This window comes from Bradyrhizobium quebecense, assembly GCF_013373795.3.
GTDB lineage: Bacteria > Pseudomonadota > Alphaproteobacteria > Rhizobiales > Xanthobacteraceae > Bradyrhizobium > Bradyrhizobium quebecense.
The window spans coordinates 8573156-8590533 of record NZ_CP088022.1; the positions used below are offsets into that span (position 1 = coordinate 8573156).

Consider the following 17378-nt stretch of genomic DNA (forward strand, 5'->3'; position numbering starts at 1 on the left):
GGGAGCTATCGCCAAATTTTGGTGACGGCGCGGCCGGTCAGGCGGCGGCGGTTATGGGCTGACGGTCAGTCGGTTTGGCGATGACCTCGATCCCGTCGTTGAATGTCACACCGAGAACGAGTTTTGGCAACTGGTTGTGGCCATCGAGACGACGCCGGCTTTTCTGCGCGGCCTCAAGCAGTTTGAAGACCATCGCGAGCGCCGTTCTGTTGGACAGGCAGCCCTTCGATCGGATCGTGCGGTGGCGCACGGTAGCGAAGGTGCTTTCAATGGGATTGGTGGTCCGCAGGTGTTTCCAGTGTTCGGCCGGGAAGTCGTAGAACGCCAGTAGCGTGTCCCGATCCTTGCTCAGGCAGTCGGCCGCCTTCTCGTATTTGGGCGTATAGCTCTCGATGAAGGCGTCGAACGCCAGCTCGGCGGCGGCCTTGGTTTCGGCCATCCAGCTCTCCTGCAACGCGCGTTTGGCTTTAGGCTGCTGGCTCTTCGGCAACTTGGCGATCACGTTGGCGGTCTTGTGTACCCAGCAGCGCTGCTCGCGCGTTTTCGGCCAGACCTCGCCGGCGGCCTTCCAGAACCCGAGCGCGCCGTCGGCGGTCGGCGATGGTGAGCCGCGGCGGCACGCCGAGCCCGCGCCGCTTCAGGTCGAGCAGCAGATCGCGCCAGTCCTGCGCGCTCTCGCGGGCGCCATCGGTGAAGCCGACCAGTTCCTTGCGGCCTTCCGGCGTCGCGCCGATCAGCACCAGGATGCACTGCTTTTCGTCTTCGAGGCGTGCTTGGAGATGGATGCCATCGGCCCAGATGTAGACGTAGCGCTTCGCCGACAGATCGCGCCTCTGCCACGCGGTGTGTTCGTCAAGCCAACCGTCCTTCAGACGGCCGATGCCGACAACCCGGCAGCATCCTTGCCGAGCAGCGCCGCCAGAGCCTCGGAGAAGTCGCCGGTGGAGATACCCTTCAGGTAAAGGATCGGCAGCAGCGTCTCGATCGATTTCGAGCGGCGCATGTAGGGCGGCAGGATCGACGGAGAGAACCGGATGCGGTCGGGATCGGTAGCCTCCGCCTCGCGATCGCGTACACGCGGCTGGCGGACGCCGACCGGACCGATACCATCCATCACCTCGCGTTCCGGCAGGTGACCGTGGCGCACGAGCGCTGGTGGCCGTCCGCAGTCTTCAAATCGGCATGCTTGCCGAGAAAGTCCGCGACCTCGGCCTCGACCGCCTGGGCCAACAGAGCACGCGCCCCATTGCGCAAGATTTCGGTGAGTTGATCGTCGACGTTTCCTGGCTGAATCAACTTGATGATGTTATCTTTGGACACGGCATATCGCTCCTTCGGTGGAGAAGTGGAGGCGTCAAGCACCCCCACGATATGCCGCCTTCCCGATTCCCGCCGTCACCAACTTTCAGCGATAGCTCGGGCCGGGCCTGGATCACGCCGTCCTCCTTCTTGAAGGCACGTAGCGATCACACGGAACTTCACCGGCACCACATCCAGACGCTCTGACACGTTCTCGCCGATCAGCACCTTCTGCTTGACGGCATGCTCAGCCAGCTCTTCCGGCTCAATGACCGTTTCGATCCGTTCCAGATAGGGCGCAAGGCCCTGGCGCCGACGCGGTACGCTTGTCATCCGCTTGCTCACGGCCCTCGTTGACCTGGGCCTTGATCGCACCGATGCCGGTCTCGATTTCCTCGAAGACAAAGGTCTGCTGTTCATCGTCACCGTTCGCAGAGCCGAGCTTTTCTGGTTCGTCGGCCGAACCGGGCGCGGTCGAGGGACCTTCAGGATCTGCGTCAGCCGCTCGATACGCGCATCGGCATAGGCGGTGCGCGCCCTGATCGTAAGCGGGGCTGCGAGGCCCATCAGATTGTTTGTGCGTAGACCTGTGAGCGCCGTTAGAAGAGTCATCTTCTGCAAGGGTGCTCACAATGGACGACCATTCGGACGACATAAGACGACCGTTGTCACCGCGCATAGAAGTGTACGCCGGCGGCGGCCGGAAACAGTGGCCAGATGATTTGAAGGCGCAGATTGTCGCGGACAGTCTCGAGCCGGGCGCGATCGTAACAGATGTCGCACGTCGCCATGGCTGCCGGCCCCAGAAGGTGCATGACTGACGGCGCCGGGCGCGTTCAGGTCAATCTGGTGCTGCCAGTGGCGGGTGCACTGTCGTTTGTGCCGTTGGTGTCGGAATCGTCGCCATCGGCGGCTGCAGCTCCCTCCGGGTCGCCGGAAGCAGCCGTTGTGACGGTTGAGCTCCATGGGGCACGAGTTGAGGTGCGAGGGACGCCTGGCCTTGCCGTGTTGAGTGATGTGTTTGTTGCGTTGCGCCGGACACGTTCATGCTGACGGCTCCCGCTGGCCTCATGATTTACGTTGCGACCCGACCTGTAGACTTCAGGAAGGGCGCGGATGGCCTGGCGCTGTTGGCGAAGGAGACGCTGGGCCACGATCCGATGAAGGGCGTGGTGGTGGTCTTCCGTGCGAAGCGCGCTGATCGGGTGAAGATTGTCGTCTGGGATGGCAGCGGCCTTGTGATGTACTGGAAACGGCTCGATGGCGGCCGCTTCATGTCCTCCCATCGTGGCCGGCGTCATGCGGGTGAATGCCGCGCAGCTGTCCGCGCTTCTGGCCGGCATTGAGTGGACACGCATGCATGCGCCTCGATCCCGCAGCCGAAAGCGCTTTGCGTAGGACATAAAATCTTCGCTGCATCGTGGCGCGAAGCATGGCAGACTCGGGCCAATGAGTGATTTACCTGATGTGCTGCCGTGCGATCCAGGCGACTTGCGTGTCTTTGCCGCGGCTCTGCTGGATCGCTGCGCCAGGCTCGAGCGGCTCTCAAGCTTGCAAAAGATGCGCAGTTCGGTCGATCGTCGGAAAAGCTGGACGCTGATCAGCTACAGCTTGTTTTGGAGGACATCGAAGAGGCCGTCGCGGCTCTCGAAGCAGCCGAGAATCACGCCAATCCAAGAACCTGCGAGAAGAGAACTTCCAAGCGCGGGGCCAATCGTGGCAAGCTGCCGGAGCATTTGCCACGCATCGTCGAGACCCTGATGCCCGCTGCAACCTGCTGCCCGTGCTGCGCAGGCGACCTTTTTGAGATCGGTCACGATGAGAGCCAGATGCTGGACGTCGTACCGGCGCAGTATCGCGTCATCGTCACCCGCAGCCCCAAACTGGCCTGCCGCGTCTGTCACGGCGTCGTCCTCCAGCATGCTGCTCCCGAGCGATTGATCAGGGGAGGACTGCCGACCGAGCGGCTGGTCGCGCATGTGATCGACGCCAAGTATCATTGGCATTTGCCGCTCTACCGCCAGACGCAGATGCTGACGACGCACGGTATCGCCATCGACCGTTCTACGCTCGCCTTCTGGGTCGGCTATGCCGCCCAAGAATTGAAGCCCTTGTGGCATCGTCTGCGCCAGCTTCTGCTCGGCTCTTCGAAGCTCTGTGTCGACGAGACCCCCGCACCGGTGTTGGATCCGGGGCGCGGCAGGACCAAAACCGGCTACTTCTGGGCGCTGTCACGCGATGACAGGCCCTGGGCCGGACCTGACCCACCTGGCGTGGTTTACGCCTATGCACCGGGCCGTGGGGCCGTTCATGGCTTGCAGCTGCCTGAGGGCTTTCGCGGCATCATCCACTGCGACGGCTATCAGGCTTACAAGACTATGACCCGAGAGACGCGTGCGGACGCCTTGTCCGGGACGCTCGCCTTCCGCTGGTCGCATCTGAGGCGCCAGTTTGTGAAGATCGAGCGCGAGGCCGCTCCGGCGCCAGCTCCGGTTGCCCGCGAGGCTCTTGAGTGCATCGCCCAACTTTACGCAGTCGAAAAAGCGCTCCGCGGCCGATCAGATGTCGAGCGCCGTGCTGGCAGGCAGGCGCATGCCCGACCTCTGGCGACAGCCTTGAAGCAGTGGTTTGAGGCCAAGCTTGATCACCTTGCACAGAAGAGCGACACGGCGAAGGCCCTGCGTTACGCGCTGCGTCATTGGGACGGCTTGACGCTCCATCTTTATGACGGGTGCATCGAGATGGACACGAATGCTGTCGAGCGTGCGATGCGGCCGATCAAGCTCAACGCCAAGAACTCCCTTTTTGCCGGTTGCGACGAGGGCGCCGAGAATTGGGCAGTTCTCGCTTCGTTAATCGAGACCTGTAAGCTCAATGGCGTCAGTGCCGAGCACTGGCTCGCTGACGTTCTCGCGAAGCTCGTCAATGGCTGGCCAGCGACGCGACTGGACGAGCTGCTTCCCTGGGCGTCGACATATACGATGCATGCACACGATCCGAGGCTGGCGGCATGAGCCTGAACACGACCGCGGTCCGGATCAAGGTAACTCTCAAGGATGTGAAGCCGGAGGTGATGCGTCGCCTTGTCGTACCCGTTACCCTGCGCCTTGATCGGTTGCATCTGACGCTTCAGGAGGCATTCGGCTGGACGAACAGTCACCTCTTCGAGTTCTTCGCTGGTGAGGCACATTGGGGGATTCCCGACCCCGACAATGATTGCGGCCACCAGCCCATTGATGCCCGTAAAGCGCGGCTTTGCGATATCGTTCGAGAGACCGGCGCCAAGACGATCCACTATCTCTATGACTTCGGCGACAGCTGGGATCACGTGATCAAGCTCGAAAAGTGGTTCGACAACACCACGACGGAGGGCATGCCCCTTCCTGCTCGAGGCCGCCGGTCGTTGTCCTCCGGAAGACGTCGGCGGTGCGCCAGGCTATGCCGAATACCTCGATGCCATCGGTGACCCCACCCATCCGGAGCACGAACATATGCGCCGCTGGGGCCCCGGAGCGGTTCAATCCCAACGAGATCGACCGGAAGGCCCTCGAGGCCGCCGTCAACGCATTGTCCGACACATGGAAACCGCGGCGACGCGCCACGCGAACAAAATAGACGTCAAGCGCCATTCAAAAGGGCCGAAGAGCTAGGGTTACGATCCAATGCCTGGCCGGCAAAGTACGTATCAGCCGCGCTCGCGCCGTCTCCGCAACCCTGACCAGCTCCGACGGCGCGAGCACTACCACCGTGCCATGGGCGAATTCAGAAATGTAAAGCTTGACAACAAACCGCAATTAAAGGGCCGAATGACAGGCAGAGCTTCTGTGTGGGCGGCTCGCTGCCACTCAAAGTCAGCTTGGCCTCACCCGCAGCTTTCTTGGCGGCGGTGGTAAGCCCAGAAATCAAGTCATCTGCAGGAACCTCTTCGAGCACGCGTATGCGCCGGTCCGTGTCGTTAAGGTTGGTGAGATTCCAATCCGAGGTTGGTACGACCGTCATCGTTAGGCTGCCACGCCGGAAAAAGGCACTCGATGTCCGAACACTACCATTCGAGGCGCCCGCGAGATTGTTGAGGCGGCTCATGGCAAGTTTCAGATACTCTGGCTGTCCTCTCGCGAAGTCGGCCTTCGTCAGTTCATCGGCCGCTTACGGACGCGCCCATCCTTCCATGATGCGCCTGCGCGTCTGCCCGTCCCATGAGACCCGTCCCATCGGACACCAGGCAAAGCTTCTGCCTGTGGCGCCGCTGGTTGCTTGCTGCAGGTCCTCTTTGCTGGTCCCGATCGAGATATACGCCAGGGAGCAGAGCAGCTCGCAATCTTCGAAAAGAGTGGTGTAACCATTCGACGAAAACAGATAGTCGCCGGTCCAGGATTGGAAGACATCGTGCAGATGATCGCTGAGGGGCGTCTTGCGCTTTTCAAGCCCCGGCAAGAATTTCCAGGCGTTGTTTTCGCCACCCGCACATGACGTGAGAAATAAGTGACTCACCACGGTTGTAGTGAAATGGACCCGCGGAGCGGGGCCGCTTGAGCCGGTTTGTTATGGAAACTGACCGCTCCTGATTACTTCCTATCACGCTGCCAGAGACACTGTCTGCTGCTGTTGCTGCTGTGGGCATGTGGTCAACGCGTCAGCGTTGTCCACCATGTCCACAGCCTTCGCGGCCTGCATCCGTTCGCGCCAGATCGCCATCGGCGTGCGATAGCCGAGCGCCTGATGAAGGCGACGATCATTGTAGAAGGCGATCAGCTCGATCCCTGCCTTGGCCTCGCGGCCGTCGGCATAGCCCTTGAGATAGATGTCCTCATGCTTTTAGCGACCGCCACAGCCGCTCGATGAAGACGTTGTCCATCCAACGACCGCGGCCATCCATGGAGATCTTGATCCCTGCGCCCGCCAACGCGCCGGTGAAGGCCGCGCTGGTGAACTGGCTGCCTTGGTCGATACTGAAAATCTCCGGCCTGCCGTACTTCGCCAGCGCCTCTTCCAGAGCCGCCACGCAGAACGAGACGTCGATCGTGTTCGATAACCGCCACGCCAGAACCGCACGGCTCGCCCAGTCGATGATGGCGACGAGATAAAGAAAGTCACGGCCGATGGGCAGATACGTGATGTCGGCGGCCCACACCTGGTTCGGCCGGTCGATCGTCATGTTGCGCAACAGATAAGGATAGATCTTGTGGCCCGGCGCCGGCTTGGTCGTGTTCGGCTTCGGTCCCAGCGCCGCGATGCCCATCTTGCGCATCAACCGCTGCACGCGCTTGCGATTGACCTGAAGCCCCTCAGCCTTCAGCATTGCGGTCATTCGCCGCGAGCCCAGGAACGGCCAGGCGATGAACAGCTCGTCGATCCGCCGCATCAGGGCAAGGTCGTTGTCGTTGGCCGGCCGGGGCGGCCGGTAGACCCCGGAGCGCGCGATGCCAAGCAACAGGCATTGCCGACGGGATCGACAGCGCCTTGTCGGCGCGATCGAGCATTCCTCGACGGTCCGGCGTGCTCATCTTCCCGCGCTAAAAAATCGCGCTCGACCGTCAGTTGTCCAATCTTGGCGTGCAGCTTCTCGATCTCGCGTTCACGCGTTTCCTCGCTCTCGCGCCCGACACCCGCATCAAAGGCCCGCGCCGCCTGGTCCAGCAGTTGCTTCTTCCAGGCATAGATCTGGTTCGGGTGAACCTCATAGCGCTGGGCCAGATCGGCCACCGTCGCCTGCTCCCGCACGGCTTCCAGCGCAATCTTTGCCTTCAGTGCCGCGTCGATCTTGCGTCTCGTCTTCGTCGTCATCATGCCCTCCGTCTATCAAACGGAGCGGCCCTTTTCCAACTGACCTCTGGTCCCAAAATCGGGGTCCATTTCAGTAGTGTTGTCGCGCTCGGTCACGATGGTAACGCTGAGGAATTTGAGAAGATCAGTATATCGCCGGGCAGCAAGCAATGCGAGGCCATACGCGTAAAGGAGGAGAACGGCCGGGTAGGTGCGCGGATCAAGGTGCCCAACCAGCCGATACTTTCCCTGACGCCGAATTCGATCCGCAAGTCGAGCACTTAGCGAAACTCTGATCCGGTGCCCCAACGCCCGAGAACACCCACAATGCGCGCGACCGACTCCGTTGCACTCTCTGCTCGCGCCACCTTCTGCATGATCAGGTCATTGGAGAAAGGCGCCGATCAGTGCGAAATCCGGGCCGTTTAGCGTCCTTTCCAGCTTTCGCGCTTCTTCACTAATAAGATCACCCAGCTGAATGCGGAATTCGGGCTTTGCCAAAAAGCGCTTGTCGCTGGCCACCATCAATCCAACGCTCTGTGGGTTTTGCCTTTTGATGTCAGCCTGGCTGCTCACCAAGCGTTCCAAGCTTTCGTGTCCGCGCTATCAATGCGAATGGTCCTGCCGGCCCGCTGTCTAATCAGGTCCGTGGCGATCTTGGAAGGTTCACCTCGCGCCGCCCAGTACACTGGATATCCCCGCGTCGGGGCCCGCGTGAGTGCCGCTCTCAACGCGGGGTCCCAATCGGCGGACCAGCCGCTCACGATCAGCCCGTGCTCATCGATGATGCGGTCGAGAACCTTGTTCAGATGCGTCACGTCACCCCCCCCGACAGCGTGACGACACGCACACCGCCGAAAGCCATATGCTTGAACAGTCCAGCGATATCATCCTGATCGCGGCTCAGGCGATCCATCGCCTCTGCGAGCACGGCGACGAATTTGCCGCGCGTCGCATCGCCGATCAGTTCCTGATGCCGCGACGCAACAGCGACGCACCGGAGATTGCGCGATCGGTATAGCTGTCGACGACTGTCCAGCCTTGTTTCTCGGCGTGCAGAGCCGCAACTGATCCTCGATTGAAGCGTCTCGCTGATTGTCTGATGAGTAGCGGGCGTAGGCGCGACCTTCAGGAGGCGACTCCTTACATCGCAAGGCAGTCTCGTATCCCCCTATCTGTTTCGGCTCGAACGAAGTCCCGTGCGGCCTGTCGCGCCAGCAGTCGGACCAGATTGACGAGGCGTGGATTTGAAAATCCATGGCTTGCCTCGGGTGCCGACGTCGTGGCGAGGCAGGGTCGAGCGTCGTCGCAGCAATAATTTTGTTGTGATCGCTCCTCTTGGAAGACGGGCGTCTTGTCATCGGCACACGTCCGATCGACGACGAGCTGGACGAGCGCACCGTCATTCAATGCGTCAATCGTGGCAAGCGAAGACGGAGAAGGGATCTGGCCGCGGCGGGGAACGCGGTGATCGGCAAACCTGACGCCTTCAAGTTCGTATGCCGCGGCAGTGTCTCGGCCAAACGTCGCGACCAGGTTCGATCGGCCGCCGTGAAACGGGGCGTCCCTACCGTGGTGATCTGGTCCGGCGCGGGTTCGAGGAGCATCTCCGGCTTCGGGCCGAATTTCTGCTGCGGCGCCTCGTCGACAGAGTTCCGTTCCCCGACAGTGAAGTCGAGCTGCGCAATTTCGTCGATACGTTTCAGGACGTTGATGAGGGGCAGGCCCTTGCAATGTTCGCCCGGGCATTCGATGGCCCAGCGCTTCGGACGCCATTTCAGCAGGAGAGCAATCTCCACGCGTTCCAACAGGCCATCGACGACACTATCAGAGTGCTCAGCACAGGCATATCTTGCAACGCGAGAAGGTGTCGAAATCCACCGACTTCCCTCGTTACGCCACATCCGCGATGCGAGCATCCGCAGCGCTCTGGAGCTGACGGCCGTGAATTGGATCAGCTTCGCCGCCGATTGCGCTGCTGTCCTCCGGAGAAATTAGGCCCTGCGGCTGCGGCAATCCCACTTGCCCCACCTTCTTGCTTTCCGACGCGGCGGCTCGCGAGATGGACCTAGGGCCGATCGACATTCATGACATCCAGATCATTGCGGCTGCGAGATGGATGAAGCCGGTAAAGTTGGCGGCTCGCCTGTCATAACGGGTTGCCAGGCGTCGGAAGTGTTTGAGTCGGCAGAAGCAGCGCTCGATGCAGTTGCGCTGTTTGTAGGCGTCAACGTCGTGCGGGATGATGATCCTGCGAGTGCGGTTTGACGGGATCACCGCCGTTGCGCCGATTTCCGCGATAATCGCACGCAGGGCGTTGCTGTCATAGGCTTTGTCGGCGAGCACCGCGTCGCCGCTCTGGCCATCAAGCAGTGCGGGCGCCTGGGTAATGTCATTAACCTGCCCAGCTGTGACGATGAAGCGGAGTGGACGGCCGAGCGCATCGGCCAGCATGTGGATCTTAGTCGTCAGTCCGCCTCGGGAACGCCCCAGCGCCTGATCTTTGGCCCCCCTTTTCCGCTCGTCGCCTGCCGGTGGGCGCGAACGATGGTGCTGTCGATCATCAGATACTGGTTGTCGCGATCGGCGGTCAGAGTGGCGAACACGCGTTCCCAGACGCCAGCATGGCACCAGCGGCTGAAGCGCTGATGTACCGTTTTCCACTTACCGTACCGATCCGGCAGGTCGCACCAGTGTGCGCCCGACCGCAAGACCCACAAACATCCGTTGACGAACAGACGATTATCCGCAGCCGTACGTCCCGGGTCGCCAGCTTTCCCCGGCAGCAGTGGCGAGATCATCGACCATTGCGCCTCGGTCAGCTCATATCGCTTCGCCGCCATCATCTGCTCCGTGTCGAATCACGGAACTCTATGAATCAGCGATCAAACCACTTGGGAATCTGGAGGGTTCTGTGAGGTCGCGCTCACGCGAGGGCGCGGCAGGCGCTTATGACGCGACCTCATTGAAGCCGGATTGAACGAAGGCGCGGGAGGCTATTCGCGGTTTTGCAGCTATGGGGATTGTTCGAGATCGCCATGCCCGATCTGCTGGCTCGGCGCGTGAGGCAGAGACACAGGAGTGCGCATCCTGGAAGAGTTGAGATCAGACGCGCTTCGCCTGAGATCGCGATAGGCCTTTTGCTGCATCGGACGGTTGTTGTCGCGCAGTGTGACAGCACGGATTCGACATCGTCCGCGATGATCGAGACGCTGGGAGCGAAATGACGAATGATGATCGTCGTGCACGACATGACTTGGCTCACGATGTGTCGCATCGGAACGGTGATGTTCGAGGGCTGGGGCGTCTGAAGCTATGTCGAAAGCGCTCAATGATGCGCATGACGCCACCACAATCGGGACAGGCAGGAACCTCGGCCCGGGTTTGAGCCTCCGAATCCACAGGCGACGGCTGGCCATCGTTTGGGGCTGTTCGCTCATGATCGAGAAGTTCGCGGCAAAGGGCGAGCTTGGCAGCGCGATGGCGGTTGGCCATGAAGCCGAAGTGGCGGATGCGGTGGAAGCCGTCAGGCAGCGTATGAAGCAGGAAACGGCGAATGAACTCATCGGGCTTGAGATTCATGATCTTTGTCGCGCTGTTTTGGCGATAGTCCTTCCATGAGAAGGCGACATGATCGTCGTCGAGTGCGACGAGCCGGCTGTTGGCGATCGCGACGCGATGGGTGTAGCGGCCGAGATAGGCCAGGACCTGTGCGGGTCCGCCGAAGGGCCGCTTGGCGTAAACAACCCAGTTGATGCGTCGCATGGCGTCGAGGTGGGCCGCAAAGGCAGCCGGCTCGGCCAGAGCTCCGAGATCGCCGAAGAAACGCAAGGCACCGGAGTTGAAGGCTGCCGACAGACGTTTGAGAAAAAGTGTGCGAAATAGTCTGGACAACGGTTTGACGGCCAGGAAGAAGTTCGGTCGGCAAGCGGTCCAGCGCGCGCCATCGGGCGAGAGGCCGCCACCCGGAACGACGCAATGGACGTGGGGATGATGCATCAGCGTCTGTCCCCAGGTGTGGAGGACGGCGACGCCGCCGATCGCACCGCCGAGCCGGCGTGGATTGGCGGCGAGCGTCGTCATCGCCTCGGCGGCAGCCTTGAACAGGATGGCATAGACGACGGCCTTGTTCTGGAAAGCGATCGCGGCGATCGGTGCGGGAAGTGTAAAGACGACGTGGAAATAGGGAACCGGAAGCAGGTCGGCTTGACGCGCGGCGAGCCACGCGGCTCGGGCTCTCCCCTGACACTTCGGACAGTGCCGATTGCGGCAGGAATTATAGGCAACGCGTGTCGTGCCGCAGTCGTCGCAAGCCTGCATGTGGCCGCCGAGCGCCTCGGTCCGGCACGCAACGATCGCGCTCATCACGCGCCGCTCGACCCGCCCCAGATGACCGGCATGTACACGGCGATAGGCGTCGCCATGCCGGCACAGAATATCGGCAATCTCGATGGCGGGCCTGTTGGAGCGGATGTCGGAGCGGGTCATGACCCGCATCCCGCTGCGGGTCATCCAGGTGGCGTCACCTCCAGCGACAGGCGATCGAGCGGGCTCTGCGTCGCTCGGATCGTATCGGTGGCGACCTGCGTGTAGCGCGCTGTCGACGACAAATTATTGTGCCCGAGCAAGACCTGGATGATCCGGATATCGGTTCCGTTCTCGAGAAGATGTGTCGCGAAGCTGTGGCGCAGCGTGTGCAGCGTGACGCTGCTTGGTCAGGCCCGCAGCCTTCACCGCCGACCGGCAGGCGGCATGCAGCACGGTCTGATCGATCGGATGATCTTCGTCACGACCAGGGAACAGATAAAGCCGCGGCCGGGCGAGCCGCCAGTAGGTGCGCAGGATGCCCAGCAGCTGGGGCGACAGCATCACGTTGCGATCCTTCGCGCCCTTGCCGTGGCGCACCTGGATGACGCCGCGGGCGCTGTCGATGTCTTCGATCCGCAGTCCCGCAACCTCCGAGGCCCTGAGCCCGGCCGCATAGGCGGTGGTGAGCGCGGCGCGGCTCTTCAGGCTCGATACCGCTTCAAGAAACTGAACCACTTCGTCGGCGCTGAGAACGACCGGCAGCTTGCGCGGTTCTCGCGCATAGGGAATGCGCTCTGGGATGAGCGCCTCGCCGAGCGTGACGCCGTAGAAAAACCGTAGCGCACAGACGATCTGGTTCAGCGCCGGCCATGAGATGCCGGTCGAGACCAAATGCACCTGGAAGGCGCGGACGTCTTCCAGCTCTAACCGGTCAGGCGATCGGCCAAAATAGCGGCTGAACTTCGAAACCGCGCTGATGTAGGATCTTTGCGTCGCCGGCGACAGATTGCGGACGGTCATGTCTTCGATCATGCGGCGGCGAAGAGGGCTCAAATCGGCCATCTCGATACTCCTGTCTGAGGGGGTGGGCTCCAACACCCACATCCTCTCAGCCAGGAGGCGATCTATGCCACCTTGCCCCCTACGCCGCGGCAGCGGCTTAGTTCAATCCTGAATGTCGATCGGCCCTAGCGCGCGATCGAGATCTTGCTGCTTTCCGACGACCGTTCCTTCCTTCAATGTCGTCCTGGAATGACGCCGCCCAGCGCAAAGATAGCACGTCGTTTGGCGACCAGATAACAACCTCGCGGAGGCGATCGCGGAACAGATTGCCGAGCAGCGCCAGGCCGTCACGAAACAGGGAATACCGATGGTCGCCCGCTTCGCAGCTCACTGTGAGGCCCTCACTGACGGACAGCCGAACCCGATCGGTTAAAGGTCGGTAGTTGAAGCGTTGGCGGTATTGCCCGCTCACCGCCACGAATGATTCCGGTGAGCGCACTCAGGAATTCGGCGCCAGCCTCACCGCTAAAATCCTGGCAAACAGCGTTGCGGAGGAATTGTCCGTCCCCACGATAGCGCTGCTCAAGGCCACCTACCGGATATGCGCGGGAGGATCTAACACAGCGCTACGCCGCACCGTATCAGACATTGTCAGAACTTCGCCAAAGGAACGATTCTAAGCTGGACAACAGCTGCCCGTCAGCTTGGCTGGGTATCCTCGCAGCAGGGCCTAAGCATCCCGAATCGATCCGTGGAAACTAGCGCAGCACAGAAAGGTGAATCGTCATGTACGATCGAATCAGTAGCTCATCGACACGCACTAGCCAAGCTGACGAACTGAGTCAGTCGGTGGATAGCGGCAGCTTTACGGAAACACTAGCACATCTCTCGCCTCAGTGGAACTCACAACCGGGGGAGTTGCCCGACAAGAGGGGGGCCTGCTGCAGCAAGCCACATACCTCGGATGAAAACGACGTTCGAACTTCCAGTGCCTCCGACCCCAGTACATCCGCTCCAGAGAGTCCGGCCACCTCCTTGTTTGATTACAGAACGGCCGATCTGCGTGATGCGAATGTGGACGGCATCTGCGTTGGGCTGACTGCGGAGTGGTTCCGCAATCTTAACAACAGCCCACCAACCCGAATGCGTGCGCTCACACCTGGGTCGCAAACGCACGCCTCAGCGGCTGAACGGCAGCAGCAATATCAAAATCTCAAGGATCAGTTGCGAAGCAGGGGAGCAGACTCTTCTCACGCCGACCTTCGGGCACAGAATGCCATTTTGGAGGAAGCTGGCTTGGAACCGGCTGGAGAGGAGAAGAGATTCGCATTCGGCAAGTCTTCGAACGTCGAGCGCATGGTGAACGAAATCAACAAAGACCGATCGAACCATTTGCTCAGCTTGTATTTCGCCGAAGGCGGCGCACACACAGTGGCGACGTCGGCTTCCAATGGAACGACCACGCTTTTCGACCCTAACTTTGGAGAATTTACTGTTCGATCAGATCCGAACCAGATGGCTTCATTGTTGCAAAGCCTCGCCGATCGTTACAGGAATCCCAACGGGCAACATTTGTCGACAATCACGACGCAAAGGATGCAGTGAGTTGGGCCTGCAGGCCGGTGGTGATTGACGCCTTCTGTGAAGGCGCGGATGCGTCGGCCAGCGCTTGCGTCGGCCGCGGCGTCGGGAGCCAGCTCTGCGGCAGATGGAGGAATTTCCTTCCAAGAGCTTGGCAGCGGTGAATGAGGCCGCAATGGCAATGATCGTCGCGTATAAGAGCGCCACGACGAGAACAGTCACCCAGTTGGATTGTGAACCTTGAGCAACGTGTCGCTCCGGCGAACTCTGACTTGACGATGTCGCAGCAGAAGGCCAATGCATTGATTTCATCGGGGCGCTGGAGCATTAAGGCGTGAACGAAAGGCAGATTTATCTGTGCTCTTCCATAGCAAGCCTCAGACCTTGGGATGCGCTGCGCTTTTCCGCCTGAGATAAACGCGACCCGTCCCCGCGCCGAGACCAAGAGATCGTCCCCGCGCCTGCACTCCTGCGGCAAGCCAACCGAAGTGCCTCTCACCTCTTGCGGGACCGTGACAATGTCATGAAGGCCGTCCAAGAACGCCGGTTTTAGAGAATCGATTGTCGTCGAACGGACAACGAAGGCGAAGCCCGGCGCATCGTTCCGCGTTTCCTCGAGCCGCCCTTGCTGATTGGTGCCGAGCGGGCGCAAGTAATTCGTTCTGCCGCGCTCTATGAAACGGAGAAAATTCGTGTGATAAACAATCTGGCAGGGCGTCGATATCTTAAAGTAGACTCGCACCTGCATGTAGCGCCGTCCGTCTCGAATTTCGCCGTCAAGAGAGACTGTCACAGAGCGGTTCCCCTTATTGCGCGTATAGGGACCAATTGTCTTGCACCGAGGGGGCTGCGCGAGCGCTAGAATCCTTTGCTTGGCTCCTCCTGACGGCGGCGGCATCGACGCGGTCGTCGATTGGAAGAGCGACGTGGCTCCGGATGCCTCGAGCACCCGCCACTACGGGCAGCAGATCGCCGGCTATAGAAGCAGAGCAACGCCAATCCACCGGTCAGGTCGGCGAACTCGCTTAGCAAGCAACGCTGCTGATGGTGAGGCGCTTCGAAGCGACGACAGAGCTTAGTCGCGGCTGAGACTTAATCTCGAAGCCAGCCTTAGCGCGGCGAAGCGCTCAAGCACCGCCGGATGAAGGACTGCCTAGCTCTGCACTTGACGTAACCCTTCGGTCCACTTGACTTGCCCCCGCAAGTGACCCGGGTTCGCGCTCGTCGTGCTACGGACCAAGCGGATCCGGATTCAGCTTCAGGACTCTATCGTCTACCTTGATGCCGGAGCCGTCGGGCGTCTTGCCGTCGGGAAGGTCTCGGCCGCATGCGCCATTCAACCCAGCGAGGGAGAGGCGGGCTTCGTTTTCCGGATAGCTACCGCCGACATCGGAGTGGCTTCCGGCGAACCACACCTGCTGCAGCCAATTCAAATGCTTAAAATATCGCGCAAGGGCTGCCCCGCACATTCAGCGCGAGAGCAGGCCTTGTCGGGCACTTGCCGCGCCGGTTGTCGGCATTGAGACTCAATGCCGACAACCTGACACTACGCGCCGCTACGAAGTGCCTGTTGAGCCTGCGAATTCAGTTCGGCACGCGATTTGCTCTGTTCGCGGCATCATCACTAATCGCAGTGCGATGGTCTTCGGGGCGGACACGGCGCGCGTCGCTGTTCGCGTCTGGTTCGTTCCGACGGTTTGCTGTGGCAATGACTTGGCGTTCGATTGCGGACCGAGAAAATGCAGGAAAGGGGAATGTTGGATGCGATCTAGAGTTCTTCTTTTGGGAGCCACAACAATTGCGCTCGTCGCGAGAAGCGGCAGGCCTTGAGCCAGGAGTCAAGCTTGCCGCCGGCGGAGTCGGACTGGGCCGGAGGCTATGTTGGCGGACACGTCGGTGGCGGGTGCGGTCGAGCCTCCTTCACCAATCCCTGCGGTCAGTCGATCTTTGGCGATGCGGACAGGTTCGATGTCACCCGGCGGGACAACCCGCGCCTGTCGGCCCGGGGGGGCATTTCTGCCTGGGTGCTGCGCTGGTGCACCTGGAATTGCGATGCGCCTTCCCCGGGTTGTTCGTGCGGCTGGGGGATCTGCCGCTGACCGTCGCCGCGGAGGAGGTCGTCGACGTGCCATCTTACGTCATTCGCTGCCCGCAGCGCCTGCCGGTCACCTTCCGCCCTTCCATCGCTTAGAGAGTGAAGTGCCACCATGTCCGAACACCCCTTGCCGACGCTACCGATGTGGCGCGTCGATCACATCGAGCCCTCGCCCGAGATGTTGGCGCTACGCGCCAACGGTCCGATCCACCGCGTGCGCTTCCCGTCCGGGCACGAAGGCTGGTGGGTGACGGGCTACGACGAAGCCAAGGCGGTGTTGTCCGACACGGCGTTCCGGCCTGCGGGAATGCCGCCGGCGGCATTCACCCCGGATTCGGTGATTCTCGGTTCGCCGGGGTGGCTGGTCTCGCACGAGGGGGCCGAACATGCCCGGTTACGCACGATCGTGGCGCCGGCGTTCAGCGACCACAGGGTGAAGCTGCTCGCGCAGCGGGTAGAGGCGATCGCCGCGCAGTTGTTCGAGACGCTGGCGGCCCAGCCCCAGCCCGCTGACCTGCGGCGCCACCTCTCCTTTCCGCTTCCGGCTATGGTCATCAGCGCGCTGATGGGTGTGCTCTACGAGAATCACGCCTTTTTCGACGAGGTGATGACGCACCAGCATGAAAGCGGCCCGCGCACCGCGTCGCGCCTGGCCTGTGAAGAGCTGCGCGCCTACATTCGCGGCAAGATGCGGGACAAGCGCCAGGATCCGGGCGACAACCTGCTGACGGATCTGCTTGCGGCGGTCGACCTGGGCAACGCGACCGAGGAAGAGGCGATGGGCCTGACGGCGGGCATGCTGGTGGCCGGGCACGAGAGCACCGTCGCGCAGATCGAATTCGGCCTGCTGGCCATGCTCCGCCATCCGCAGCAGCGCGAACGCCTGGTCGGTGATCCATCCCTGGTGGACAAGGCGGTGGAGGAAATCCTGCGCATGTACCCGCCGGGCGCGGGGTGGGACGGCATCATGCGCTATCCGAGGACCGACGTGACCATCGCGGGCGTTCATAGTTCCCGCGGAGAGCAAGGTGTTGGTCGGCCTGCCGGCGACGTCGTTCGATCCGCGCCATTTCGACGAACCGGAAATCTTCGACGTCGGGCGCGACGGAAAGCCGCACCTGGCGTTCTCCTTCGGGCCGCACTACTGCATTGGCGTGGCGCTGGCCAGGCTGGAACTCAAGGTGGTGTTCGGTTCGATCTTCCAGCGCTTTCCCGCGCTGCGCCTGGCCGTGGCGCCGGAAGAACTGAAGTTGCGCAAGGAGATCATCACTGGCGGGTTCGAGGAGTTCCCGGTGCTCTGGTGATGCGCGGACGCCGCCGGGGATCGGGA

The 17378-nt window shown here is 61.5% G+C and carries 15 protein-coding genes and 6 pseudogenes; 9 read left to right on the forward strand and 12 right to left on the reverse strand.

Going from position 1 to position 17378, the window contains the following annotated elements; all coding sequences use genetic code 11:
- Positions 1 to 37: 37 nt before the first annotated feature.
- A pseudogene (locus HU230_RS40655) lies at positions 38 to 1320 on the reverse strand (IS256 family transposase).
- Between the two features lie 104 nt (positions 1321 to 1424).
- A pseudogene (locus HU230_RS40660) lies at positions 1425 to 1911 on the reverse strand (IS66 family transposase); the annotation flags it as partial.
- Positions 1912 to 1931: 20 nt separating this feature from the next.
- Between HU230_RS40660 and HU230_RS40665 the strand changes: the two are divergent.
- The 5 genes and pseudogenes from HU230_RS40665 (at position 1932) to HU230_RS44445 (ending at position 4949) form a co-directional block, all read left to right on the forward strand.
- Positions 1932 to 2120: a transposase gene (locus HU230_RS40665; protein ID WP_176533548.1), complete on the forward strand. Its 189-nt coding sequence runs from the start codon at positions 1932 to 1934 to the stop codon at positions 2118 to 2120.
- A gap of 225 nt (positions 2121 to 2345) precedes the next feature.
- A complete protein-coding gene (gene tnpB, locus HU230_RS40670; protein WP_176533547.1) occupies positions 2346 to 2645 on the forward strand; it encodes an IS66 family insertion sequence element accessory protein TnpB in 300 nt (99 codons plus the stop codon).
- Between the two features lie 103 nt (positions 2646 to 2748).
- Positions 2749 to 4313 (forward strand): annotated as a pseudogene (tnpC, locus tag HU230_RS40675) (IS66 family transposase).
- Entirely contained in the window at positions 4310 to 4765 is a 456-nt protein-coding gene (locus tag HU230_RS44440; protein ID WP_338077334.1) for an IS1096 element passenger TnpR family protein, read from the forward strand. The pseudogene tnpC and the gene HU230_RS44440 overlap by 4 nt, the downstream one beginning before the upstream one ends.
- Entirely contained in the window at positions 4683 to 4949 is a 267-nt protein-coding gene (locus tag HU230_RS44445; RefSeq protein ID WP_338077481.1) for an IS1096 element passenger TnpR family protein, read from the forward strand. The genes HU230_RS44440 and HU230_RS44445 overlap by 83 nt, the downstream gene beginning before the upstream one ends.
- A 112-nt stretch (positions 4950 to 5061) precedes the next feature.
- On the opposite strand, the gene HU230_RS40685 is transcribed toward HU230_RS44445, so the two are convergent.
- The 4 genes and pseudogenes from HU230_RS40685 to HU230_RS40700 all read right to left on the reverse strand — a co-directional run bounded on the left by HU230_RS40685 (position 5062) and on the right by HU230_RS40700 (position 7638).
- Entirely contained in the window at positions 5062 to 5382 is a 321-nt protein-coding gene (locus HU230_RS40685; RefSeq protein WP_166104130.1) for a hypothetical protein, read from the reverse strand.
- Between the two features lie 63 nt (positions 5383 to 5445).
- Positions 5446 to 5733, reverse strand: a complete 288-nt coding sequence (locus HU230_RS40690; protein ID WP_176533546.1) for a hypothetical protein — start codon at positions 5731 to 5733, stop codon at positions 5446 to 5448.
- A gap of 252 nt (positions 5734 to 5985) precedes the next feature.
- Positions 5986 to 7083, reverse strand: a pseudogene (locus tag HU230_RS40695) (IS3 family transposase); the annotation flags it as partial.
- 363 nt (positions 7084 to 7446) lie between these two features.
- Positions 7447 to 7638 carry a hypothetical protein gene (locus tag HU230_RS40700; RefSeq protein ID WP_176533545.1) on the reverse strand — a complete coding sequence of 64 codons (192 nt, stop codon included), beginning with the start codon at positions 7636 to 7638 and terminating at the stop codon, positions 7447 to 7449.
- 289 nt (positions 7639 to 7927) lie between these two features.
- Between HU230_RS40700 and HU230_RS40705 the strand changes: the two genes are divergently transcribed.
- A complete protein-coding gene (locus HU230_RS40705) occupies positions 7928 to 8083 on the forward strand; it encodes a hypothetical protein (protein ID WP_221345264.1) in 156 nt (51 codons plus the stop codon).
- 385 nt (positions 8084 to 8468) lie between these two features.
- On the opposite strand, the gene HU230_RS40710 is transcribed toward HU230_RS40705, so the two are convergent.
- From HU230_RS40710 to HU230_RS40725, 4 genes and pseudogenes are all read right to left on the reverse strand, one after another.
- A complete protein-coding gene (locus HU230_RS40710) occupies positions 8469 to 8870 on the reverse strand; it encodes a hypothetical protein (protein WP_176533544.1) in 402 nt (133 codons plus the stop codon).
- Between the two features lie 277 nt (positions 8871 to 9147).
- Positions 9148 to 9905 (reverse strand): IS5 family transposase gene (locus tag HU230_RS40715; protein WP_207835011.1). Its coding sequence is split into 2 segments (ribosomal slippage): positions 9148 to 9563 and positions 9563 to 9905, totalling 759 coding nucleotides; the frame shifts between segments, so codons are not numbered across the junction.
- A 418-nt stretch (positions 9906 to 10323) separates the two neighbouring features.
- A complete protein-coding gene (locus tag HU230_RS40720; RefSeq protein WP_176528572.1) occupies positions 10324 to 11550 on the reverse strand; it encodes an IS91 family transposase in 1227 nt (408 codons plus the stop codon).
- A gap of 20 nt (positions 11551 to 11570) precedes the next feature.
- Positions 11571 to 12432 (reverse strand): annotated as a pseudogene (locus HU230_RS40725) (tyrosine-type recombinase/integrase).
- Positions 12433 to 13158: 726 nt separating this feature from the next.
- On the opposite strand from HU230_RS40725, the gene HU230_RS40730 reads away from it, so the two are divergent.
- Positions 13159 to 13977, forward strand: a complete 819-nt coding sequence (locus tag HU230_RS40730) for a YopT-type cysteine protease domain-containing protein (RefSeq protein ID WP_166104119.1) — start codon at positions 13159 to 13161, stop codon at positions 13975 to 13977.
- Here HU230_RS40730 and HU230_RS43955 read toward each other — a convergent pair.
- Together HU230_RS43955 and HU230_RS40740 are read right to left on the reverse strand one after the other, a co-directional pair.
- Complete coding sequence (locus tag HU230_RS43955) at positions 13955 to 14746, reverse strand: hotdog family protein (RefSeq protein ID WP_338025827.1); 792 nt, start codon at positions 14744 to 14746, stop codon at positions 13955 to 13957. The genes HU230_RS40730 and HU230_RS43955 overlap by 23 nt on opposite strands.
- A gap of 436 nt (positions 14747 to 15182) precedes the next feature.
- Positions 15183 to 15422, reverse strand: a complete 240-nt coding sequence (locus tag HU230_RS40740; RefSeq protein WP_176533543.1) for a phospholipase effector Tle1 domain-containing protein — start codon at positions 15420 to 15422, stop codon at positions 15183 to 15185.
- 566 nt (positions 15423 to 15988) lie between these two features.
- On the opposite strand from HU230_RS40740, the gene HU230_RS40745 reads away from it, so the two are divergent.
- Both HU230_RS40745 and HU230_RS40750 read left to right on the forward strand, forming a co-directional pair.
- Positions 15989 to 16144, forward strand: a complete 156-nt coding sequence (locus tag HU230_RS40745; RefSeq protein ID WP_224924231.1) for a cytochrome P450 — start codon at positions 15989 to 15991, stop codon at positions 16142 to 16144.
- A 16-nt stretch (positions 16145 to 16160) separates the two neighbouring features.
- Positions 16161 to 17352 (forward strand): annotated as a pseudogene (locus HU230_RS40750) (cytochrome P450).
- The last annotated feature ends 26 nt before the right edge of the window (positions 17353 to 17378 follow it).